This is a genomic window from Arthrobacter sp. SPG23, assembly GCF_000876655.1.
Classification (GTDB): domain Bacteria; phylum Actinomycetota; class Actinomycetes; order Actinomycetales; family Micrococcaceae; genus Arthrobacter.
In genome coordinates this window covers 317,370-338,741 of record NZ_JYCN01000026.1, presented here as the reverse complement: position 1 = coordinate 338,741, position 21,372 = coordinate 317,370, and the positions used below count along the sequence as shown (strand labels likewise).

Annotated in this window: 18 protein-coding genes; 7 read left to right on the top strand and 11 right to left on the bottom strand. The window is 65.6% G+C overall.

Going from position 1 to position 21,372, the window contains the following annotated elements; genetic code table 11:
- Positions 1–6 precede the first annotated feature (6 nt).
- Positions 7–1,407 carry an alpha-amylase family protein gene (locus tag TV39_RS18765; RefSeq protein ID WP_043484534.1) on the bottom strand — a complete coding sequence of 467 codons (1,401 nt, stop codon included), beginning with the start codon at positions 1,405–1,407 and terminating at the stop codon, positions 7–9.
- Positions 1,408–1,573: 166 nt separating this feature from the next.
- Here TV39_RS18765 and TV39_RS18760 point away from each other — a divergent pair, with 166 nt between their 5' ends.
- Positions 1,574–1,861 carry a hypothetical protein gene (locus TV39_RS18760; RefSeq protein ID WP_144406469.1) on the top strand — a complete coding sequence of 96 codons (288 nt, stop codon included), beginning with the start codon at positions 1,574–1,576 and terminating at the stop codon, positions 1,859–1,861.
- A gap of 125 nt (positions 1,862–1,986) precedes the next feature.
- Here the strand turns inward: TV39_RS18760 and TV39_RS18755 are convergent, their stop codons facing one another.
- From TV39_RS18755 to TV39_RS18735, 5 genes are all read right to left on the bottom strand, one after another.
- Positions 1,987–4,494: a GcvT family protein gene (locus TV39_RS18755; RefSeq protein ID WP_043484532.1), complete on the bottom strand. Its 2,508-nt coding sequence runs from the start codon at positions 4,492–4,494 to the stop codon at positions 1,987–1,989.
- A gap of 38 nt (positions 4,495–4,532) precedes the next feature.
- On the bottom strand, positions 4,533–5,462 hold the full coding sequence (gene purU, locus TV39_RS18750) for a formyltetrahydrofolate deformylase (RefSeq protein WP_082049880.1): 930 nt from the start codon (positions 5,460–5,462) through the stop codon (positions 4,533–4,535).
- Between the two features lie 9 nt (positions 5,463–5,471).
- On the bottom strand, positions 5,472–7,397 hold the full coding sequence (locus TV39_RS18745) for a BCCT family transporter (protein WP_043484529.1): 1,926 nt from the start codon (positions 7,395–7,397) through the stop codon (positions 5,472–5,474).
- 260 nt (positions 7,398–7,657) lie between these two features.
- The gene (locus TV39_RS18740; RefSeq protein ID WP_043484527.1) at positions 7,658–9,073 is read right to left on the bottom strand and encodes a ferredoxin reductase; all 1,416 of its coding nucleotides are present in this window, start codon (positions 9,071–9,073) and stop codon (positions 7,658–7,660) included.
- A complete protein-coding gene (locus TV39_RS18735; RefSeq protein WP_043484525.1) occupies positions 9,070–10,374 on the bottom strand; it encodes an aromatic ring-hydroxylating oxygenase subunit alpha in 1,305 nt (434 codons plus the stop codon). Before TV39_RS18735 ends, TV39_RS18740 begins: the two co-directional genes overlap by 4 nt.
- A gap of 157 nt (positions 10,375–10,531) precedes the next feature.
- On the opposite strand from TV39_RS18735, the gene TV39_RS18730 reads away from it, so the two are divergent.
- On the top strand, positions 10,532–11,464 hold the full coding sequence (locus TV39_RS18730; RefSeq protein ID WP_043484522.1) for a LysR family transcriptional regulator: 933 nt from the start codon (positions 10,532–10,534) through the stop codon (positions 11,462–11,464).
- A 35-nt stretch (positions 11,465–11,499) separates the two neighbouring features.
- Here the strand turns inward: TV39_RS18730 and TV39_RS18725 are convergent, their stop codons facing one another.
- The 3 genes from TV39_RS18725 to TV39_RS18715 all read right to left on the bottom strand — a co-directional run bounded on the left by TV39_RS18725 (position 11,500) and on the right by TV39_RS18715 (position 14,382).
- Positions 11,500–12,309, bottom strand: a complete 810-nt coding sequence (locus tag TV39_RS18725; RefSeq protein WP_043484520.1) for an IclR family transcriptional regulator — start codon at positions 12,307–12,309, stop codon at positions 11,500–11,502.
- A gap of 137 nt (positions 12,310–12,446) precedes the next feature.
- Positions 12,447–13,019 carry a GNAT family N-acetyltransferase gene (locus TV39_RS18720; protein ID WP_043484518.1) on the bottom strand — a complete coding sequence of 191 codons (573 nt, stop codon included), beginning with the start codon at positions 13,017–13,019 and terminating at the stop codon, positions 12,447–12,449.
- Between the two features lie 64 nt (positions 13,020–13,083).
- Complete coding sequence (locus TV39_RS18715) at positions 13,084–14,382, bottom strand: helix-turn-helix transcriptional regulator (protein WP_043484516.1); 1,299 nt, start codon at positions 14,380–14,382, stop codon at positions 13,084–13,086.
- Positions 14,383–14,517: 135 nt separating this feature from the next.
- Between TV39_RS18715 and hxlB the strand changes: the two genes are divergently transcribed.
- Positions 14,518–15,120: a 6-phospho-3-hexuloisomerase gene (hxlB, locus tag TV39_RS18710; RefSeq protein WP_043484513.1), complete on the top strand. Its 603-nt coding sequence runs from the start codon at positions 14,518–14,520 to the stop codon at positions 15,118–15,120.
- 49 nt (positions 15,121–15,169) lie between these two features.
- On the top strand, positions 15,170–15,793 hold the full coding sequence (hxlA, locus tag TV39_RS18705) for a 3-hexulose-6-phosphate synthase (RefSeq protein ID WP_043484511.1): 624 nt from the start codon (positions 15,170–15,172) through the stop codon (positions 15,791–15,793).
- A 23-nt stretch (positions 15,794–15,816) separates the two neighbouring features.
- On the opposite strand, the gene TV39_RS21470 is transcribed toward hxlA, so the two are convergent.
- Positions 15,817–16,530 (bottom strand): hypothetical protein, encoded by a 714-nt coding sequence (locus tag TV39_RS21470; protein ID WP_144406468.1) that lies wholly within the window; start codon positions 16,528–16,530, stop codon positions 15,817–15,819.
- A gap of 708 nt (positions 16,531–17,238) precedes the next feature.
- Here TV39_RS21470 and TV39_RS18695 point away from each other — a divergent pair.
- Positions 17,239–17,805 (top strand): hypothetical protein, encoded by a 567-nt coding sequence (locus TV39_RS18695; RefSeq protein ID WP_043484510.1) that lies wholly within the window; start codon positions 17,239–17,241, stop codon positions 17,803–17,805.
- Positions 17,806–17,954: 149 nt separating this feature from the next.
- Here the strand turns inward: TV39_RS18695 and TV39_RS18690 are convergent, their stop codons facing one another.
- Positions 17,955–18,626 carry a GntR family transcriptional regulator gene (locus tag TV39_RS18690; RefSeq protein WP_043484508.1) on the bottom strand — a complete coding sequence of 224 codons (672 nt, stop codon included), beginning with the start codon at positions 18,624–18,626 and terminating at the stop codon, positions 17,955–17,957.
- 186 nt (positions 18,627–18,812) lie between these two features.
- On the opposite strand from TV39_RS18690, the gene glyA reads away from it, so the two are divergent.
- Both glyA and TV39_RS18680 read left to right on the top strand, forming a co-directional pair.
- Positions 18,813–20,153, top strand: coding sequence for a serine hydroxymethyltransferase (gene glyA, locus TV39_RS18685; protein WP_043484506.1), 1,341 nt, complete (start codon positions 18,813–18,815; stop codon positions 20,151–20,153).
- Positions 20,150–21,370: a sarcosine oxidase subunit beta family protein gene (locus tag TV39_RS18680; protein ID WP_043484505.1), complete on the top strand. Its 1,221-nt coding sequence runs from the start codon at positions 20,150–20,152 to the stop codon at positions 21,368–21,370. The genes glyA and TV39_RS18680 overlap by 4 nt, the downstream gene beginning before the upstream one ends.
- Positions 21,371–21,372 lie beyond the last annotated feature (2 nt).

Genomic DNA, 21,372 nt, shown 5'->3' with positions numbered 1-21,372 from the left:
GGACGGCTAGCTGCCTCCGAGCACCGCCCACCCGTAGCCGGGCAGGGCCACGGCGTCCCGTTCCGGATGCCGGTGGGCCCGCCCGGCCACGAGCGTGCCCGACCCTGCCGGCACTGGCAGGTCCGCAGGCGTGCCGGAAAGGTTCAGCGCGACCGTCAGCGCGCCGCCCTCGGCTCCACCGCCGCCCGTCAGCGCGCTGGCGTCCCCTGCGCCGCCGTCGGCCCGGACCTGGTAGACCAGGTGCTCGTTGGTGAGCGTCAGGACCGTGGTGCGGGCCCGGTGCAGCCAGGCGTGGCGCCGTCGGAGGCTGATCAGTTCCTGGTGCAGGTGGTAGACCGGCCAGCCGGTGCCCGCCAGGTCTGCGGGGCCGGCCGGAAACGCCGGACGGACCGCGTCATCTCCGCCGGCGCGGTCCTCCTTGATGCCGCGGAAGGCCTGCTCATCGCCGTAGTAGATGCACGGTGTCCCGCCCACGGTCATCAGGACGGTGAGCGCCAGCGCCAGCTGGTCCGGGTTCGCCAGCTTGCTGGCCAGGCGGGTGACGTCGTGGTTGCCTACGAAGGTGAGCGGCACGAAGGTGTCCAGGAACCCGTTGTGCCGCTCGAGCGCGGACGCGAGTTCGTAGAAGTTGGCGTCGTTGAGTGAACTCCAGACGGCCTTCCACAGTTCGTACTGCGTGACCGAGTCCAGGCTGCTCCGCTCCACTTCGCCGGCGAAGTCGCCGTGGATGTACTCGCCCACGAAGTAGGAGGCCGGATAGTCGCGGCGCACCTCCGCCAGCACCGGGGCCCAGAACGACGGCGGCACAGCGTACGCCGCGTCCAGCCGCCAGCCGTCCGCTCCCCGGGCCAGCCAGTGCTTCATCACGTCCGTGACCAGGGCGGCGACTCCCGGTTCGTCGTGGTTGAGCGCCACCAGATGATGGTGGCCCTCGAAATCCTCGTAGCCAGGCTCGGTCCCCGGCGTCCATCCGGAGTCCGGCCACCGAAGGCGGAACCACGACGCGGACGGGGCTTCCGGGCCGTCGCTGAGCACAGCCTGGAACGCCCCGAAGCTGCGCCCCACGTGATTGAAGACGCCGTCGAGCAGGACCTTCAGTCCACGGGCGTGGCACTGGGCGATGAGCTCGTCAAAGTCCGCGTCGTCGCCCAGCCGGGGGTCGATGCGGAAGTAGTCCGTGGTGTCGTAGCCGTGGGTCTCCGAGGCGAAGACAGGCCCCAGCGCGAGACCGGAAGCTCCGAGTTCCACCACGTAGTCCAGCCAGGGAACCAGCTGGCCCAGCCGGTGCACCACCGGCCGGCCCTGCTCCTTGGACGCTAGCTCCGCGGCAGTCTGCTCGGCACCGACGAAGCCGATCGGGTAGACCTGCCACCAGATAGCGTGTTGGACCCAGTTCGGCTCCGTCATGGTGATCCACCTTTCCTCAGCTTCCCAACATACTCGGTCAGCTCCCTGGCCGGACCTTGAGCAAATCCTTGCATTTCTTTGACCTGACGCTGAGCTACGTTCGCCACACTCGAAGGGAACGGTCAAGTACGAGTCAGTTTGCGCACCGGGGATGGTGAAGGTCCGCATGCAAAGAATTCAAAGCGGGGAAAAACTGCTGGGTGAAGCCCTGGCGCGGGCCGCCGTCGGACTGGTGCGGGAAGCCCCCGGGTACAAGAGGCGGGCCATCCACTACGCGAAGCACGCCTGGAAGGTCTATTACCTTTCCCGGGCCCTGGCCAAAGCGCTCGAGGACTCACGGGAGGCTTCCAGCTGGCCCGGCGACCGGCTCCAGGTGGGCACCCTGATGTCCCGGCGGGTGGAGCTGATCACCCGGCGCCTGCAGCGCGAAACGGACGCCTACGCGGCGGGCTAAGCACTTTTCCGCAAGCCCTCCTGACCCGATTTAAACCGAGAACGACGGCGACACTCCGGGCTCACCGGTGTGTCGCCGTCGTTCCGGCGTAAAAGAGGGTCAGGACGGCCGCCGGCCGCCGGCCGTCAGCCCCGCAGCCGCTCCATGCCGGGGTCGAACAGTGGCTCGGCCGAGACGGTGGCCGCGATGCGCCGCCCGAAGTACTCGACCTCCACGGCGTCGCCCTCGGACACCGACGCAGGCAGCCAGGCGTACGCAAGGGGTTTGTGGACCGAGTAGCCGTAGGCGGCGCTGGTGACGTATCCGGCAGCTTCGCCGTTGACGTACACCGGCTCCTTGCCCAGGACCAGGGACGTGCCGTCGTCCACGGTCAGGCACCGCAGCACCTTGTCCGCGGCCTGTTCCTTCCGCGCGGCGAGGGCCTCACAACCCACGAACCCGGTCTTGTCCTTGGCGATCGAGAAGCCCAGGCCGGCCTGGTACGGGTGGTGCTCGGACGTCATGTCCGTACCCCACAGCCGGTAGCCCTTCTCCAGCCGCATGCTGTTGAACGCGCCGCGCCCGGCCGCGACGATGCCGTGTTCCCGGCCGGCCTCGAACAGCAGGTCCCACAGCTTCAGCCCGTACTCGGCGGTGGTGTACAGCTCCCAGCCGAGCTCACCGACGTAGGAGAGCCGCATGGCTGTGACGGGGATCCCGCCCACCGAGATTTCCTTGGTGCGGAAGTACTTCAGGCCCTCGTTGGAGAGGTCGTCCGTGCTGAGCTTGCCGATCACCTCGCGTGCCAGCGGCCCCCAGAGCCCGATGCAGCAGGTGCTGCCGGTGATGTCCGAGACGTGCACCCACCGGGCCGGATCCGCGGCGGACTGCTTCCGGGCCTCGACCCGGAGGTAGTCGAAGTCCACATTGCTGTTCACGCCAAGCTGGAACTGTTCCTCAGCGAGCCGGGCGACGGTCACGTCGCTGCGGATGCCGCCGTCGTGCTCCAGCAGCAGGCAGTACGTGACGGCGCCGGGCTTCTTGGCGATGTTGCCGGTGCTGAGCCGGTGCAGCAGAGCCTGGGCCCCAGGCCCCACAACGGACAGCCGCTTCAGCGGCGTCATGTCGAAAAGTCCGACGGCGGTGCGCGTCTTCCACGCTTCGGCCGCCGAGATGGGGGACGAGAACATGGCGGACCACTCGTCCCGCTCCGGCGCCTGCCATTCTGTGGGAAGCTCCTCGAGCAGGACGCGGTTGGCCTCGAACCAGTGCGGCCGCTCCCAGCCGGCGGACTCCAGGAAGAATGCACCCAGCTCCTTCTGCCGGACGTTGAACGGGCTGACCCGAAGGTCCCGCGGGGATTCCCTGGGCTGCAGCGGGTGCATCACGTCGTAGATCTCCACGAAGTTCTGCTGGGACGTTTCGCTGACGTAGGCGTCAGAGGTCTGCACCTTTTCGAAACGGGTGAGCTCGCAGCCGTGCAGGTCGGTGCGGGAACGGCCCTCGACGAGCAGCTCCGCCATGGCCTTGGCCACGCCGGCCGAGTGCGTGACCCAGACGGCTTCGGCCACGAACAGGCCTTCGAGGTCGGGCGCCTCGCCCATGAGCGGGCCGCCGTCAGGGGTGAAGGAGAAGATGCCGTTGAAGCCGTCCTGGATCTCGGAGCTACGCAGTGCCGGCAGCAGGTCCTGGCTGTCCTCCCAAGCGGGCAGGAAGTCTTCCAGGGTGAACTCCAGGCGGGAGGGCATGCGGTGGTCCGACATTTCCTCTGCGGAGACCTTCGGCAGGGCGGACATGTCCGCCGGCATGGGGCGGTGGGCGTAGCTGCCGATGCCGATGCGGTCGCCCCATTCGCGGTAGTACAGGTCCTTGTCCTGGTAGCGCAGGATGGGCTTGCTGGCGCCCTTGGGGAGCTCGTTGACGCCCTCGAGTTCGGGCAGCGGGGTGCTGACGGCGTACTGGTGGGCCAGCGGCAGCAACGGGACTTCCAGGCCCACCATCTTGCCGAGTTCACGGCCCCAGAAACCTGCGCATGACACCACGATGTCCGCCGGGATCACGCCGTCGGCCGTTTCGACGCCGGTGACCTTACCGCCGGCCTGTTCTATGCCGGTCACGGCGGTGGAGCCGAGGTAGGTCACGCCGCGCTCGCGGGAACGCTCGATCAGCAGCTGCACGGCACGGGCAGCCAGGGCCAGCCCGTCCGTGGGGATGAGCAGGCCGCCCAGGACCTCGCGGCCGCCGGTGAGCTTACCGGTGTTCAAGAGCGGGTAGATCTTTTCGCATTCATCAGCGTCGACGATCCGGCTTTCGACTCCCCAGGAGGTCATCACCCCCATCTTGCGCTTGAGGTCGGCCAGGCGCTCGGGGGTGGTGGCCAGTTCCAGGCCGCCCACCTGGTTGAAGCAGGACTCACCGTCCTTGCTCAGGGAGAGGAACTTGTTGACCGTGTAGGTGGCGAATTCGGTCATGGTCCGTGACGGGTTGTTCTGGAACACCAGGCCCGGCGCGTGCGACGTGGAGCCGCCGGCAAGTTCCAGCGGGCCCTGTTCCACCACCGTGATGTTGGTCCAGCCGCGGGTGGCGAGTTCGTCGGCAAGGTTGGTTCCGACAATGCCGGCGCCGATAATGACAACGCGTGGTGATGCGCTCATGGGTTGTTTCTCCTGTTTTTGCGTAAGAGGCGTTGGCGTTAGCGGAAGACGACGGTGCGGGTGTTGTTGAGCAGGACCCGGTGCTGGCAGTGCCACTTAACTGCACGGGACAGTGCCTGGGATTCGGCGTCCCTGCCTACCGTGACCAGTGCGTTCGGGTCCAGGCTGTGGTCCACCCGGAACACTTCCTGCTCGATGATCGGGCCCTCGTCCAGGTCTGCGGTGACGTAGTGCGCGGTGGCTCCGATGAGCTTCACGCCGCGGTCATAGGCCTGGTGGTACGGCTTGGCACCCTTGAACCCGGGCAGGAAAGAATGGTGGATGTTGATGGCACGGCCGCGGAGGCTGGCGCACAGGTCGTTGGACAGGACCTGCATGTAGCGTGCAAGGACCACCAGGTCCGCGTTGTACTCGGCCACCAGTTCCAGCAGGCGCGCTTCAGCTTCGGGCTTGGTAGCGGCCGTTACCGGGACGTGGATGAACTGCAGGCCGGCGGCTTCCGCCATGGGGCGAAGGTCCTCGTGGTTGGACACCACGACGGCGATCTCCGCACCCAGGCTGCCGGCGCGCCAGCGGAAGATGAGGTCGTTGAGGCAGTGGCCGAACTTTGAAACCATCACCAGCAGGCGCTGGGGGCGGCCATCGTGGATGGCGAATTCCATGTCGAACTCATCGGCGATGGCGGCGAACTCCGCGCTGAGGCCTTCCGCGGAAACTTCCTTGTCTCCCGGAGTGAACGCCGTGCGCAGGTAGAGCTTGCCGCTGATGTGGTCATCGAACTGCTGGTGTTCAACAATGTCGAAGCCGCGATCAGCGAGGAATGCTGTGATGGCCCGGACGATTCCGGGGCGCTCCGGGCACGCAAGGGTGAGGACATACTGTACGGTGTCGGTGCCGCGGACGCCGGCAACGTCGCCGGCCTCCACCGTCGCGTTACCGGTGGGGCGGCCTTCGAGGACTGTGGTCATGGTCTACTCCTAATTCTTTGCAGGGGCTTGGGTGTCAGCGGGGGAAGCCGCGCAGCGGCCGTCGTCCGGACAGCGCTGATCACATTGATGCTTGGTAACGAGATCGAACTGCACGCCGCCGTGCTGGTCCACGCCGCTGCGAATGGCGCGCTCCACTACGGAGTCCGCCAGTCGGCGCCGGAGGGACAGCGGATCCCGGCGCAGGTCCTTGACCAGGGCGAAGCACAGCAGCAGCATGACCAGCACAAACGGCAGGGCCGCCACGATGGTGATCCGCTGGAGGCCGGAGAGCGCCTCCGAGGGTTCATCACCGCCGGCCAGCATCATGACGGCGGCTACTGCGCCGGTGAGCAGGCCCCAGAAGATGACCAGGCCGCGCTTCGGGTCGGAGGACCCGTTGGAGCTCAGGGATGCCATGATGATCGATGCGGAATCGGCTCCGGTGATGAAGAAGATGGCCACCAGGACCATGGCGAGAACCACCACTGCTGCGGTGAGCCAGGCAGGCATGGACATGTTCCGGACGAGGTCGAACAGGGCGCCGTCGAAGTCGATGGACGGTGACCCGCTGGCCATGGACACCAGTCCGGGGGTACCCGCCTTGTCCGCTTCCTCCTGGACGTGGAACGCAGTGCCGCCGAAGATACCGAACCAGATGACGCTGACGATGCTGGGGACCAGCAGGACGCCGGTGACGAACTGGCGGATGGTGCGGCCGCGGCTGATGCGGGCGATGAACATGCCCACAAACGGCGTCCACGACACCCACCAGGCCCAGTAGAAGATGGTCCAGCCGGACATCCAGGTCCGGAGCGCCTCGTCGCCCACGGCTTCGGTGCGGGAGGACATCTCGGCCAGGTCCCTGGCGTAGTCACCGACTGCTGCGGGAATGAGGTTGAGGATAAACAGTGTGGGCCCGGCGAGGAAAACGATGAGCGCCAGGATCACGGCCAGGACCATGTTGATGTTGGACAGCCACTGGATGCCGCGGCTGATGCCGGACACCGCCGAGGCCACGAAGCAGGCTGTCAGGACGGCAACGATGGCCACCAGGATGGGTGTTCCCACTTCCCCGATCCAGCCGTTCGACGTCAGGCCGCTGCCGATCTGGAGGGCGCCGAGGCCCAGGGAAGCGGCCGTGCCGAAGAGCGTGGCGAAGATCGCCAGGATGTTGATGAACTTGCCCACCGGCCCTTCCACCGTCCTGATGCCGAACAGCGACGTGAACGCTGCCGAGATCAGCTGGCGGCGGCCCAGGCGGTAGGTGCCGTAGGCCATGGCGATGCCGACGACGGCGTACATTGCCCAGGGGTGCAGGGTCCAGTGGAAGATGGAGGTTGCCATGGCCGTCTGGATGGCTGCCGGCGTCCGTCCGTCCACCGTTCCCGGCGGCGGGGAGATGTAGTGGTACAGCGGCTCGGCCACACCGTAGAACATCAGGCCGATGCCCATGCCGGCCGCAAACATCATGGCAATCCATGACACGGTCCGGAACTCGGGCTTCTCGCCGTCCTTGCCGAGGGGAATGTTGCCCCACTTGCCCAGGGCCAGCCAGAGCACAAAAACAACGAACAGCGAGGCCAGGACCATAAAGAGCCAGCCGGTGTACTCCATTACCCAGTCGAGGGCGGCTGTTGACGTGGCGGCCAGGCTGTCCCGGCCCAGGAAGCCCCACGCCACGAAGGCCAGGGCCAGGACCCCGGTGATGCCGAAGGTGGCCTTGTCGAGGGTGAGTTTGCGGTTCCGCCGCTCTGCCACAGCCTGCTCGGCTTTGGTCTGGCGGAGTTCCTGCATGATCTGTTCGGTGTCCTCGGCATCGTGTGAATCGTGGGAATCGTGGGAGGAAGGAGAGTTCTCGGGTGCAGGAACGAGCTTGGGCTCCTCCAGCTCAACGGGGGGTTGGGCATCCGTGCGGATGTCGCTGTTCAAAGCCATGTCAAGTCCTTTGGTTTGAATTCATGGGCTGAAGCTGTACTCCGGCGTCCCCAAACCGGGCGGAAGATCGGGGCCTTCCTGGCATTCATTGTTCAAGGCCAGCTCTGCTTTCATCGCGGCGGTTGTTCCGTAAAGAGCAACACGTCTCGCCATAAGCAACAGAGTGGTCCGTATCACTGTCACGTGTCAAGGTTTTTCTGAAGTCTTAAGCCCTGTTTCAGGGAATCCGGCTGCGCCTTGACGGTGGACCGGGGCAGGGGCTAGGCATCGATAACCAGGTCCGTCTGCGCCGTGGAGCAGCAGGGCAGGAACTTGCCCGCCGAGATTTCCCGCGCCCGGATCCCTCCCTGGTGGTTCATCTCGATCTCCCCTGAGAGCTTGACGACCTTGCAGGAGCCGCACATGCCTTCCTTGCAGTTCGCGCCAATCCTGACGCCCGCACGCTGGGCCACCTCGAGGATGCGCTCGGTGGGATCGATCCGGACATTGATGCCGGTACGCATGAAGGACATGGTGAGGCTGCCTGTCCCCACCGTGCCGAAGCTCGAGGCGTCAGGTGAACCGGCTTCCGGCTCCAGGCCCGGGCTGTCGACGGCGGGGTCGGAGCCGGGGGCCTCCGGGTCGCTGATTTCCAGCGGCAGCCCCGAGGCCTGCAGAGTCCCGTCGGCGTCGTAGCCAGGCTCGTAGAGCCCGAATGCGGCGGGCTGGCTTTCGAAGTAGTCCTCGGCGGATTCGGCGATCTCCTCGGCGATCTCCTCCGCGACGTCGGCTGCAAGTGCCACCTCCGCCTGGTATTCAAGGAGCGTCTGGCGGTCTCCCGAGAAGAACTCCATGAATATGGAAGTGTCATCGACGCCGACCTTTTGGAGGAGCTCGGCGGCGGTGTTCAGGTAACCCTCGGGACCGCATGCGTACACCTGGCGGCCGTTGGCATCGGGGGCCACCTCCTCGAGCATGGCCGCCGTCAGCCTTCCGCTGAGCCCTTCCCACCCCTCCGGTACGCTGCGGTCGCCCAGGGAGTAGTGGACCTTGACGCGCGAGTCCACGGAGGCGATATAGGCCAGTTCCCGGTGGAAGGCAAAGCCTCCAGCATCCGAGCCGTGGTAGAGCACCACAACATCGGCGTGTCCGGGCAGGGAATGGATGGTCCGCACCATGGACATGATGGGGGTGATGCCTGCGCCGGCGGCAAGCAGGAGATACCGTGCCCGTCGGTCGGCATCGGGCAGGTGGAATGCTCCCACCGGTCCCAGCATCTCAAGAACGGTGCCGGGTTTGACGTTCTCGTGCACCCAGGGTGAGGCCAATCCCGTGGGGTCGCGCTTGACGGTAATACTGAAAGTCCACGGCTCGGTGGGCGAACTGGACAGCGAGTAGCTGCGGTCCACCGGTTCCTGGTCCTCGCCATTCACAGGAAATGCGACGTTCACGTACTGGCCGGCACGGAACGCCAGGGGTGCGCCGTCGCATCGGCGGAACACGAAGGTCATCATGGCGCCGGCCTCGGGAACGGTCTCGACGCATTCGGCCATGAACTCCTGCGGATGCCATGGGCCCAACGCCCGGGCTGCCCGTGCGGGTGCCTCGGGGCTTCCCATCACCCTGTTCCACGGCATCTCAAGACCGCGAATACGCTGTGGTTCCTGGATTGCCGTTTCAGTGAGGAGTTCAATCATGCCAAGTGCTCCTGCACGCGCTGCACGTACCAGTTGATGAATGCCTCGACCTGGTATTCGCTCTTCATGTACGGACCGGGCTCGTAGGCGGGACTGCCGGCACCCTGCTGGCACAGCTCCACGAACGCCTTGTCCTGCAGGTTCGTTTGCTTCCAGGTGTAGGTGAGCTCCTCCAGGTCGTAGTCGACGCCTTCCACGGCGTCGTCAGCCACCAGCCAGGTGGTGCGTACGAGGCTCTGGTGTTCGTTGATGGGAAAGACGCCGAACGTGATGACGTGGTCGCCAAGGAAATGGAACCAGCTGTTGGGCTGCAGGTGCATCGAGCAGCGGCCAAGGCGGAAGTCGGGCAAATCACCCAGCAGCTTCTTGGAAAGCCTCCGCCCGTCCGCGGAGAACGACTCACCCTCTCCATCGAGTGATTCCCGTGAGATACGGATTCCCGCGATACGCGTGTCAAGCTGCTCGACCACCTCGTGGGGAAGGCCGTAGCGGCGGCAACGCTCCTCGAGGGAGGACTGAGCCTCCTTGTTCCGGTTCCACGCTTCCTCAAGATGGGGCGGAATCAGGCCCTCCGTCAGGCCCCAGGTGGGGAAGAGGGAGCAGGCGAGCTCAGGGTGGCCGTCGCAGTGGTAGCACTCACGGTTGTTCTCCATGACGAGCTTCCAGTTGCCCTCTTCGATGATGTTCTGCTGGTAGGCGATTTTTGTCTTCGAGAGATCGTGAGGCGCCAGGTAGGGCTCAAAGATCTTTGCGGTTTCGTCGAAGTCCGTCGGCGCATCATCGGCAATGCAGACGAAGATAAGTCCGGCGACCTCGCGGCCGTGGGCGCGCTTGAGGCCGAAGCAGCTCTTGTCGAACTTCGTTTCCCCCGGCGCGGAGGCATGGATCAAATTGCCCTCCGGGGAGTAGGTCCAGGAGTGGTAGCCGCAGACCAGGTTTCCGGTTGACCCGGCAGCTTCGGTGAGAACGCGGGCGCCGCGGTGGCGGCATACGTTGTGCAGGACGTTCACGGCGCCATCGTCGTTGCGCAGCACAATCAGGGAGTAGGGCCCGTAGTCGACGGTGACGTAGTCGCCCGGCTCCGGCAGTTCGGCGGTGCTGGCGGCAAAGATCCAGAGCTGGCCGAAAATGGCCTCCATGTCGATGTTGAAGATCGAGCGATCGGTGTAGAACGGGGCATCGAGGGAGTAGCCGGTGCGCCGGAACTCAAACAACGCGGTAATTTCCGCCAGCTGCTCGGCCGGCAAGGATGCAGCGAGCTTTCCGCGTGAATTGAGGGGGGCGTTCACTGAAGCAGTCATGGGTTTCCTCCCGGGAGGCATGGGTAGTGGGTGTTGCGGCGGCCATGCGTGGGCGGGGGTTAACGGCATGGTCGAAGTACTTGTAATGATGAGATTAGGGTCACAGGAGCTGCAACAAAAGCGCAAGATTTTGAAGATAACCATGCAGAATAGATGCATGATTGATCCACGGCTCATAACACTTCGGGTGTTTGCCCGGTGCGGCACTATTGGCGCAACCGCGGAGCTCACGGGCTATTCTCCCTCTGCCGTCTCCGCGCAATTGCGGGAGCTCCAGCGGGTGCTTGGAATGCAGCTGCTGACGAAGGACGGCCGGGGCCTGCGGCTTACCGCCACGGGACGCTTTCTGGTGGCGGGCTCGGATCCCCTCATTGCCCAATGGGAGAACCTGCGCGCCGCAGCCATGGATGCTGGCGACCAGGTGCAGTCCCGATTTGGGCTTGGGGGATTCTCCTCTGCAGCCGCCCAGTTGCTCGCGCCGCTGGCCGCCACCCTGCGCTCAACCCGCCCCCTGCTGGAGGTGCAGGTTCTTGAGGCTGAACCGGCCCGCTGCTTCGACTTGTTGATTGCGGAACGAATCGACCTTGCAGTTATCGTCGCCATGCAGTCCGACAGTTATGGTGAGGACGATCCGCGCTTCGAGCAGAGAGTTCTGCTCGACGATCCACTGGACGTGATCATTCCCGGTGACCATCCGCTGGCATCACGCCAAACAGCCACGCTTGAAGAGCTGGCATCGGAACCTTGGATTACGGAGGCCGCCGGTTCCACGTACCATTCCCTCTTCACCGCGGCGTTCACGGCAGTCGGGGTGACGCCGCGAATTGCCCATGAAGCCGTTGAATGGGAAACCCACATCGCGTTCGTGGGAGCGGGCCTGGGCGTCGGCCTGCTTCCCCGGCTGGCGCCTTTGCATGGTGCCGAAAACGTGGTTCGGTTACGCATCACCGGTCAGACGAAACCCACGCGCCGCATTGTCGCCGCGGTGCGCAGGGGCAGCATCGCCTCACCCCTGATCCAGGAGTCGCTCGGCATCCTGCAGGTCAACGCCAACCGGATTCTCACCGACCGGCTCAACGAGGACCTCTGAACGCTGCCGGCGTGGGGCGTCCTGGACCTGATGCCTTAGCGGCGGGTGTAGCCCATCTTTGCGCTGATCTGCAGTCCCGCCTGTTTCAGCGCTTCGAGCAGGCCGGGTGCTTTTTCCGGGTCAAAACGGAAGGCCGGACCGGAAATGCTGACCGCACCGATCACCGCGCCGAGGTGGTTGTACACCGGCACGGACATTGAGTTGAGGCCGATTTCGAACTCTTCGCGGACCACGCCGTAGCCGTCGCGGGCCACGTCAAGGAGTTGGGTTTCCAGCTCCTTCCGGTTGGTGATGGTCCGGGGTGTGCGGGCCGCCAGGCCGGTCTCCTTCAGGACGCGGTCGCGTTCGTCCGCAGACAGCGCCGCGAGCAGCACTTTCCCGCTCGACGTCGCGTGGAGCGGGGTCAGGCTGCCCACCCAGTCGTACGTGGCGAGCGTGGAGGGGCCCATGGCCTGGTCCACGTTGACGGCGTAGTTGGAGCGCAGGACGGCCAGGTTCACCGTCTCCTTGAATTCCTCGGCCAACGCTTCCAGCACAGGCCGGGCTTCACGGACCAGGCTGAGCCGTCCGGGGATGGAGCTCGCCAGCCTCAGGATGCCGAAGCCCAGCTGGTACTTGCCCCGTTCGCTGTTCTGGTGGACCATCTCCCTCGCCACCAGTGAACCCATCAGCCGGGAGACGGTGGACTTGTGGATGCCCATCTCCTCGGCAATTTCGCTCACGCCCGCATGGCCGTCCCGCGCCAGGATCTCCAGGACCGCAAGGGCGCGGTCCACTGACTGGACGCCGCCGTGCTGGCTCGAGTCCGCGTCGATGTCGGATTCGGGGTCGTTCTTCGAAGCCATGATCCATACCCTCAAGTAGTTTCTGCGGCTTGCTTACCCGCCACAAGGCCGCCTAGAGCGTCCTCTCGGTTTGTTCCACACTTTCGATCCTATGCCGAGATGCGTGCCGAAACCGGCATTGCGTTAAGGCCCGGACGTCACGGCAGGTGCAGGCGCATCAGCACGCGGGGAAAGCCGTTGAGCACGGAGTCCGTGCCGGCGGCCATGGTGAACCCGGCCTGCTCGAACAGCGTTCGCGTGCCAACGTAGGCCATGGTGAGGTCCACCTTCCTGCCTTGGTTGTCCACCGGGTAGCCCTCAATGGCCGGGGCGCCATGGCTGCGGGCAAAATCGACGGCGCCGCGCAACAAATGATGGGAAATCCCCTCGCCGCGGTGACCGGGCCGCACCCGGATGCACCACACCGACCACACGTCGAGGTCGTCCACATGCGGGATCTTGCGGGTGCGGGCAAAGCTGGTGTCGGCGCGCGGATGGACGGCCGCCCAGCCCACCACTTCGTCGCCGTCGTACGCGAGCACCCCGGGCGGCGGGTCCTGCGCCGTCAGCTGCCTGACCAGTTCCCCGCGCTCGGGGCCGCGCAACGCCAGGTTCTGTTTGGAGGGGATGCGGTAGCTCAGGCACCAGCACACGGTCGCGTCGGGGCGCTTGGGGCCCACCATCGTCCTTACGTCCTCGAACCGGGTCGCCGGACGAACCTCGATTGCCATGCCGCGGAGTCCTTTCGCTGCTGATCCTGATGTACGGTCCCAGGCCTAGCTGTGGGAATTACACCTAGCGCACTCCGTTGCTGTGCGCCATGGCGATTGCTTCGGTGCGGGAGGTGGCGCCCACTTTCCGGTAGATGTTGCGGAGGTGGAACTTCACGGTGTTCTCGCTGATGTGCAGTTTCGCGGCGATGGCCCGGTTCCGCTGTCCGGCGGCCAGCAGTTGGAGCACCTCGAGTTCGCGCTCCCCGAGCTTCCAGTCGGTGACGTCGGGCAGGGTGCGGGCCGGGGGATCAAGGGGGAGTGAGATGGCGACGTCGGCGCCCCAGCCGGGCATCACATCCACGGACATGCCGCCGTCGAGGGCTTCCACCCGCTGGGCGAGGCGGGCCATGGCGGGTGCGGCCGCAGAGAGCTCGCCGGGCCCGTCGTCGCGGACGTTGACCAGGAGGTTCTCGCCGTCGCAGTCCCACTGCGTCCGGATCCGCCGCACTCCCGCCTGGTCCACCATGGCAAGGACCAGCCCGCGGACGATCGCGCGGGCCGCGTGCGCCACTTCGCCCGGCAGGGCGCGGCCGTTGACGGGCGGCTCGATGAACTGGACGTCGATGCCGCTGAAGTTCATGAGCGGTTTCAGGTCCTCGCGCAGCCGCTGGAACGCGGTGGCCACCGGTTCCTCCACGAGTTCGGTGGTGCGGTCGTTGAGGGTGCGGAGCCCCACCAATGCCCTGGCGGCGACGTCGGTGGCGGACTTCCGCGCGGCGTCGTGGCTGAGTGCGGGCGACCGTAGCGCGGCGAGGAGGGTTTCGAGCGTGGTGGAGTGGTGGTCCACCAGTTCCGCCGTCACCCTTATCCGTTCGGCCGATGCCGCGCGGGATTCGATGAGGTACGACGGCGGCGCGTCCGCCACCTTTTCCCTGATCCGCTCCGCTGCCAGCGTCCACAGGTAGCGGAGCATGCGTTCCGCTGCTTCGCGGCGGTCCGGGTCCTGAGCGGGTACCGGATCGGCGAGGACCAGCAGCGCATTGCTGGGGGAAGACATCGCAAGGACCGGGTGCGCCTCGCCGCCGAGCACTGCTTCGCCCTGCCAGTGGCCTTCCGACCCCGCGTCACCCGCCGACTGTCCACGTGCAGCCGAGAGCGATGCCCGGATGCGGTCCAGTTCGGCGATGGAGACCCGGCTGATGATCGACTCGTCGCCGGCTTTCTTCTGCGGCCGGCCAGTGCAGTCCTCGGTGAAGATGACCAGGGCGCTGCTTCCCAGATAGGGGAGCGTGGCCTCCCGCAGCCGCTGGGCAATGGTGGCCAGCGGGGCGGTGGACAGGGCGGCGATGGCTTCGAGCAGGACGGTATCGGCGGCTTCCACCCGCCCAGTTTACGGCGCCGCGGGCATCTGCCTATCCCTTTGGGTAGTAAAGACCGTTCGATCATGGCGTTGGGCCCACCCAACAGGCGGTCAAGGATGGAGAGGTAGCAATTTTCGTAAAGGAGGAACCAGCCCATGAGCATCATCGCGGAAACCGATCCGGCAGCCCTGGCCGATACGTCCCGGGCCTTCGTCCGCAACCGGGTCCTGGTCCAGGACGAAATCAGGGAAGTGTCCGGGCGCGTAGACCCGGTGCAGGTGGCGGCCCTCGTGACAGAGCTCCGGCTGGCCGGCAGGATCTTCGTGACCGGCGCCGGCCGCAGCGGCCTGGTCCTGAAGATGGCGGCCATGCGGCTGATGCACCTGGGACTGACGGTGCACGTGGTCGGTGAGACCACCACGCCGGCCATCAGCGCAGGGGACCTGCTGCTCGCGGCCTCCGGTTCCGGCACCACCGCCGGAGTCGTCAAGGCGGCGGAAACCGCGGCCCGCCAGGGCGCGCGGGTCGCCGTCTACACCACCGACGCCGGTTCCCCGCTCGCGGCAGTTGCCGCCGCCGTCGTACGTATCCCGGCCGCCCGGAAGACGGACCACGGCTCGGCCGTGTCACGGCAGTATTCGGGCAGTCTCTTTGAACAGGTGCTGTTCACCACCGCCGAAGCAGTCTTCCAAAGCCTCTGGGACGAGGACGCGGCCGCTGCCGAGGACCTGTGGCAGCGGCACGCGAACCTCGAGTAGACCCACAATTTCCACCCAACCCCAACCCCAACCAGAAAAGAGACACCACGTGAAACTGCAAGTCGCCATGGACGTGCTGACCGTCGAAGCAGCCCTCGAGCTGGCCGGCAAGGTTGCCGAATACGTTGACATCATCGAGCTCGGCACGCCGCTGGTGAAGAACGCCGGGCTGTCCGCCGTGACCGCCGTCAAGACCGCCCACCCGGACAAGGTTGTGTTCGCGGACATGAAGACCATGGACGCCGGTGAGCTGGAGGCCGAGATCGCCTTCAGCGCCGGCGCGGACCTCGTGTCCGTCCTCGGCAGCGCCGACGACTCCACCATTGCCGGCGCGGTCAAGGCAGCGAAGGCCCACAACAAGGGCATCGTTGTTGACCTGATCGGCGTCGCGGACAAAGTTACCCGCGCCAAGGAAGCCCGCGCGCTCGGCGCCAAGTTCATCGAGTTCCACGCCGGCCTCGATGAGCAGGCCAAGCCGGGCTACAACCTGAAGGTGCTGCTCAGCGCAGGGGAGGAAGCCAGGGTGCCGTTTTCCGTGGCCGGCGGGGTGAACCTCTCCACCATTGAAGCCGTACAGCGTGCCGGTGCGGACGTCGCCGTCGTCGGAGGCTCCATCTACAGTGCGGATGATCCCGCGCTCGCCGCCAAGCAGCTGCGGGCGGCGATCATCTAGCGAGGCTGACGAGGAACTGGAACCTACCGAGTCGACGGCCCCGCCGCGGTTTGCTCGGCAGGTTCCAACTCCCGGAACGACTCAAGCGCGGGGTGCTGGGCCAGGGCATCGCGACCGTAGAGGCTAGCTGTCGCCAGCACGCACAGGGAGGCACCCTCCGAGCCGTGCAGGCTAATGGGTTGGGCGTCGTGGAACTCCAGTACCAGAGTTGACTCCTCCGGGCTGGGATAGCTCACGGAGACACCAGCGTAGTAGAAGCTCAGCCGCCCGGTGTTGGTGCGGCAGAGGATGCGGCGGTCGGTGACGAGCGTGCGCGATGTCTGGTGTTCGCGCCACATCGGACTGGCCGCGGCCGCGGCGGCATTACGACGCGAGGCGTTGCCCATTGCCTGCCCTGCCATCGCGGCAAGTACCCAAGCCGGGCGGCCCATGGTAAAGCCCGAGACGTGGCTGTAGACCGCGTCTGTGCCGTAGAAGCGAGAATAAGTCATCGGGGCATCCAGGATCAGTGCTTCATCGGGCTCAAGCATCACGTCCCAAGTACTAAGCGGAAAAGGGAGGCCACCAGCCAACAGATGCGCCTTGAGCTCGATTGCCCGCCGGCGTCCGTCCCTGAATGCCTGACGTGCGGCTCTTTGCTGCTTCTCGGACTTGGTCAACCAGCCGGCCTTTCTGCGAAGGCTACCAATGCCCTGGACAATCCGGATCAGCGTCACGACAGAAAAAACGACAAACAAAGCCAGCAGCATAAGCACTAGGGCGACTGCCCAAGCTGACCTTTCAGCCGTGTTTGCCAAAGCCGCCCCGACGAGACCCATTGCAACATACGCGGCACCCGCGGCAGCGGCCGGCCACCAAGGCCTCACCTTTCCCCAAAAAGATCGCATTTCAACTCCCCCAAATCGTCTCCGGACCTGTACCAACTTAGCTGCAGACGCCGTCGGTACCGAACACTGGCGTCGCCAGTGTTCGGTACGCCCACTTGTGCGTCAGGGCGGCTTAAATTCGAGTAGTGCGGGCCGTTCCGTCCGGACGGAGGCCATGCCACACTTGATGGACTATCGATTGACTGGGGGGATCCACGTCAGGAGATTGTCATGCGACCATTGATGCCCGCCACGACTCCGTCCCGCAGGTTGGCGGTGAACAACGCATGATGATCGGCTGGGCCTACCTCATGGCCGCAATCATGACGCTGGACTCGCTCCTGCTGGGTTTGCTGCTGCTGAACATGCGGTGGCCCAAGAGCTGGAAGAAGAACGGCTGACCTTCCCGTTCCGGACGCCGTCGACGAACGACCTGGGCTCCCGGCGCGCATTCACAGCTTGCCGACAGGATCCGAACAGCCGCGACTTACCTTGGCGCTGCATCTTTGAGTGAAGGACGGTGAAAACCGGCCGTTCTACCCAAAGAGCCGTTCATACGGCGGATCGAGGAGACATCAGATGTCACGCATGAAGAGAATCACGCTTGGCCTTTCGGCCGGGGCACTGGCGCTCGGCGCCGGACTGGGAGTCACCGGGATGGCCTCCGCGGCCGAAACCCCCACCCCGAGTGCCAGCGCATCGGCTGAGAGCACGGCGCCCGCAACCGGTTCCGCAGGGACCGACAACGGAATGCGCGGCGGGCACAAGGGCGGCGACCGCGGCCAGATCGCTTCGGACCTCGCCACGAAACTTGGCGTGGACGAGGCCAAAGTGACCGACGCCCTCAAGGCGTTCCGGGATGCCAACAAGCCCGCTGAGGGAACCACGCCCGCCGAGGGCACCAAACCGGACCGTTCCGCCATGGATGCGGCCATGGCCAAATCGCTTGCCGCCTCGCTCGGCGTCGAGGAATCCAAGGTCACTGCAGCCCTGGAGGAAATCCGGGCGGCAGGCCAGGCCGGGCGGGCGGCAGAGCTCAAGACCCGGCTTGACCAGGCTGTCACCGACGGCAAGCTGACGCAGGCCGAGGCCGACGCCGTCACCAAGGCCGTGGAAGCCGGGGTGATCGGCGGAGGCGGCCACTAAGAAGCAGACAGGACAGGACAGGAAAGCAGGGCAGGACGCTCTCTTCCTGCCGTTTTATGTGAGGCGCTCTCTCACTTTCTTGAGGAAAGTGAGAGAGCGCCTCTGGTTTTCATGGCGAAAAGTGAGAGAACGTTCCGGTTGGGGGCGGCCTACAGCACCTTGCGGATGGTCTCTTCAAAGCTCGTCACGTGGTGCAGGGCCAGTTCGCCGGCTTTGTCGGCGTCCCCGGCGGCCACCGCCTTGAGCAGTTCCACGTGCTCGGTGATGTGGCCGCTCACCGAGGGCACCTTGTCCAGGACCAGGCACCAGATGCGGGTGGCCAGATTGTCGTAGCGGATCAGGGTGTCTTCCAGGTGCGGGTTGGCTGCCGCTTTGTAGATCAGCCGGTGCACCGTCAGGTCATACTTCATCAGCTCGCGGGACTCCGCTGGGCTCGGATCAAGCTCCGCGATGATCGTGGCGACGTCCAGCAGTTCGCGGCGCATGGCGGCATTTGCCCTGGTTGCGGCACTTCGCGCCGCCAGCGGCTCCAGCAGCTCCCGGACCTCTGAGACGTCGGCCAGTTCCGTGAAGTCCACGGTGGTGGCAAAAGTTCCCCGGCGCGGATAGGACACCACCAGGTGGTCCACCTCAAGCCGCTTAATAGCTTCGCGCACGGGGGTGCGGCCAAACCCGAGCTCGGCCGCCAGCTGCCCGTCATTGATGGGCTCGCCCGGCCTGATCTCCAGCATGATCAGTTTGTCGCGGAGCTGCCGGTACGCGGCCTCCGCTTGGGACAGTACTTCGTCCTCGGCGGGTGGCAGGGCAGGAAGTGCATTCAAGGTGCCGCTCCGTTCTTCGCTACTCAGTCCTTCACCACTGGTCTTCACCACTCAGTGGCCCGGTCCCAACCGGAAGCTCAGTGCCACTTTGCCACCGGCTATTGACTCTCATGTGATCCCAATCATACCATTGACCTCACACTGATATATCAGTCATAGCAATAGTGGTATTTCAAAGGAGCATCCGTGGTTGAGCAGTTGAACGAGCGACTTTCCGCAGTCGATCCCGAGGTCCAGCAGGCCATCGCCAATGAGCTGGGCCGCCAGCAGTCGACGCTGGAAATGATCGCCTCGGAGAATTTCGCCCCGTCCGCAGTCATGGAGGCACAGGGCTCGGTCCTGACCAACAAGTACGCCGAGGGCTACCCGGGGAAGCGCTACTACGGCGGCTGCGAGCACGTTGACGTGATCGAGCAGCTGGCCATCGACCGGGTGAAGGCGCTGTTCGGCGCCGAGTTCGCGAACGTCCAGCCGCACTCCGGCGCCCAGGCCAACGCCGCCGCCATGTTCGCGCTGCTGAACCCGGGCGACACCATCATGGGCCTGGACCTGGCCCACGGCGGTCACCTGACGCACGGCATGCGCATCAACTTCTCCGGCAAGCTCTACAACGTGGTTCCGTACCACGTTCGTGAATCCGATCTCCGGATCGATATGGCAGAGGTCGAAGCGCTGGCCCTGCAGCACCGCCCCAAGCTGATCGTTGCCGGCTGGTCGGCCTACTCCCGCCAGCTCGACTTCGCCGAGTTCCGTCGCATCGCGGACCTGGTGGGCGCATACCTGATGGTGGACATGGCCCACTTCGCCGGCCTGGTGGCAGCCGGACTGCACCCCAACCCGGTACCGTACGCCGACGTCGTCACCACCACCACGCACAAAACCCTCGGCGGTCCGCGCGGCGGCGTCATCCTGGCCAAGGAGGAATACGCCCGCAAGATCAACAGCGCCGTGTTCCCGGGCCAGCAGGGCGGCCCGCTGGAGCACGTCATCGCCGCCAAGGCAGTGGCCTTCAAGCTGGCGGGCACCCCGGAGTTCAAGGAACGCCAGGAACGCGTCCTGCAGGGCTCGAAGCTGCTGGCCGAACGCCTCCTTCAGGACGACGTCGCAGCGGCCGGAATCTCCGTGGTCAACGGCGGCACCGACGTGCACCTGGTCCTGGTGGACCTCCGCAACTCCGAACTGGACGGACAGCAGGCCGAAGACGCCCTGCACCGGATCGGCATCACGGTCAACCGCAACGCCGTACCGTTCGATCCCCGCCCGCCGATGGTTTCCTCCGGCCTCCGGATCGGAACCCCGGCCCTGGCCACCCGCGGCTTCGGCGCGGTCGAATTCGCAGAGGTCGCGGACATCATCGCGACGGCGCTTATCGCCGCTGCTGCCGACGGCACCATCGGTGACAGCACCGTCGTCGAACTCCGTGCCCGGGTGACCGCCCTCGCCGAACAGTTCCCCCTCTACCCCCACCTCAATGGCGGCACCGACATTGCCGCTTTCGAATCAGACCTGATTGGAGCAGCCCAGTGAGTGCAGATCTCCTCCCCGAGCACCCGGATTTCCTCTGGCGCAACCCGGAGCCCAAGTCCTCCTACGACGCCGTGATTGTGGGCGGCGGCGGGCACGGCCTGGCCACGGCCTACTTCCTGGCCAAGAACCACGGCATGACCAACATCGCCGTCCTGGAAAAGGGCTGGCTGGCCGGCGGCAACATGGCCCGGAACACCACGATCATCCGTTCCAACTACCTCTGGGACGAGAGCGCGGCCATCTACGAGCACGCCCTGAAGCTCTGGGAAATCCTGCCGGAGGAGCTCGAGTACGACTTCCTGTTCAGCCAGCGCGGCGTCATGAACCTCGCCCACACCCTGGGCGACGTCCGCGAAAGCATCCGCCGCGTGGGAGCGAACAAGCTCAACGGAGTGGACGCTGAATGGCTGGAGCCGGACCAGGTCAAGGAACTCTGCCCCATCCTGAACATCAGCGACAACATCCGCTACCCCGTCATGGGCGCCACCTACCAGCCGCGCGCCGGCATCGCCAAGCACGACCACGTGGCCTGGGCCTTCGCCCGCAAGTGCGACGAACTGGGCGTGGACATCATCCAGAACTGCGAAGTCACCGGCTTCCTCAAGGACGGCGACCGCGTGGTGGGCGTCAAGACCAACCGCGGCACCATCAACACCGAGAAGGTGGGCCTGTGCGCCGCCGGCCACAGCTCGGTCCTGGCGGAAATGGCCGGCTTCCGGCTCCCCATCCAGTCCCACCCGCTCCAGGCACTGGTGTCCGAACTGCACGAACCGGTCCACCCCACCGTGGTGATGTCCAACCACGTGCACGTCTACGTCTCCCAGGCCCACAAGGGCGAACTGGTGATGGGTGCCGGCGTGGACTCCTACAACGGCTACGGCCAGCGCGGGTCCTTCCACGTGATCGAGAACCAGATGGCAGCCGCCGTCGAACTGTTCCCCATCTTTGCCCGGGCCCACGTGCTGCGGACCTGGGGCGGCATCGTGGACACCACGCTGGATGCCTCGCCGATCGTGGGCACCACCCCGGTGGAGAACATGTTCGTGAACTGCGGCTGGGGCACCGGCGGTTTCAAGGCCACCCCTGCCGCCGGACTCACGTTCGCCCACACCATCGCCACGGGCGCCCCGCACAAGCTGAACAAGCCGTTTGCGCTGGAACGCTTCGAAACCGGAGCCCTGATCGACGAACACGGCGCAGCCGCCGTCGCCCACTAGCC

Excerpts from the sequence above, each read along its gene's own strand:
- TV39_RS18745 (WP_043484529.1), bottom strand. The coding sequence starts at position 7,397 with ATGGCTTTGAACAGCGACATCCGCACGGATGCCCAACCCCCCGTTGAG.
- TV39_RS18695 (WP_043484510.1), top strand. The coding sequence starts at position 17,239 with ATGTCACGCATGAAGAGAATCACGCTTGGCCTTTCGGCCGGGGCACTG.
- purU (WP_082049880.1), bottom strand. The coding sequence starts at position 5,462 with ATGACCACAGTCCTCGAAGGCCGCCCCACCGGTAACGCGACGGTGGAG.
- TV39_RS18720 (WP_043484518.1), bottom strand. The coding sequence starts at position 13,019 with ATGGCAATCGAGGTTCGTCCGGCGACCCGGTTCGAGGACGTAAGGACG.
- TV39_RS18730 (WP_043484522.1), top strand. The coding sequence starts at position 10,532 with ATGATTGATCCACGGCTCATAACACTTCGGGTGTTTGCCCGGTGCGGC.
- TV39_RS18725 (WP_043484520.1), bottom strand. The coding sequence starts at position 12,309 with ATGGCTTCGAAGAACGACCCCGAATCCGACATCGACGCGGACTCGAGC.
- TV39_RS18735 (WP_043484525.1), bottom strand. The coding sequence starts at position 10,374 with ATGACTGCTTCAGTGAACGCCCCCCTCAATTCACGCGGAAAGCTCGCT.
- TV39_RS18740 (WP_043484527.1), bottom strand. The coding sequence starts at position 9,073 with ATGATTGAACTCCTCACTGAAACGGCAATCCAGGAACCACAGCGTATT.
- TV39_RS18765 (WP_043484534.1), bottom strand. The coding sequence starts at position 1,407 with ATGACGGAGCCGAACTGGGTCCAACACGCTATCTGGTGGCAGGTCTAC.
- hxlB (WP_043484513.1), top strand. The coding sequence starts at position 14,518 with ATGAGCATCATCGCGGAAACCGATCCGGCAGCCCTGGCCGATACGTCC.
- TV39_RS18760 (WP_144406469.1), top strand. The coding sequence starts at position 1,574 with ATGCAAAGAATTCAAAGCGGGGAAAAACTGCTGGGTGAAGCCCTGGCG.
- TV39_RS18755 (WP_043484532.1), bottom strand. The coding sequence starts at position 4,494 with ATGAGCGCATCACCACGCGTTGTCATTATCGGCGCCGGCATTGTCGGA.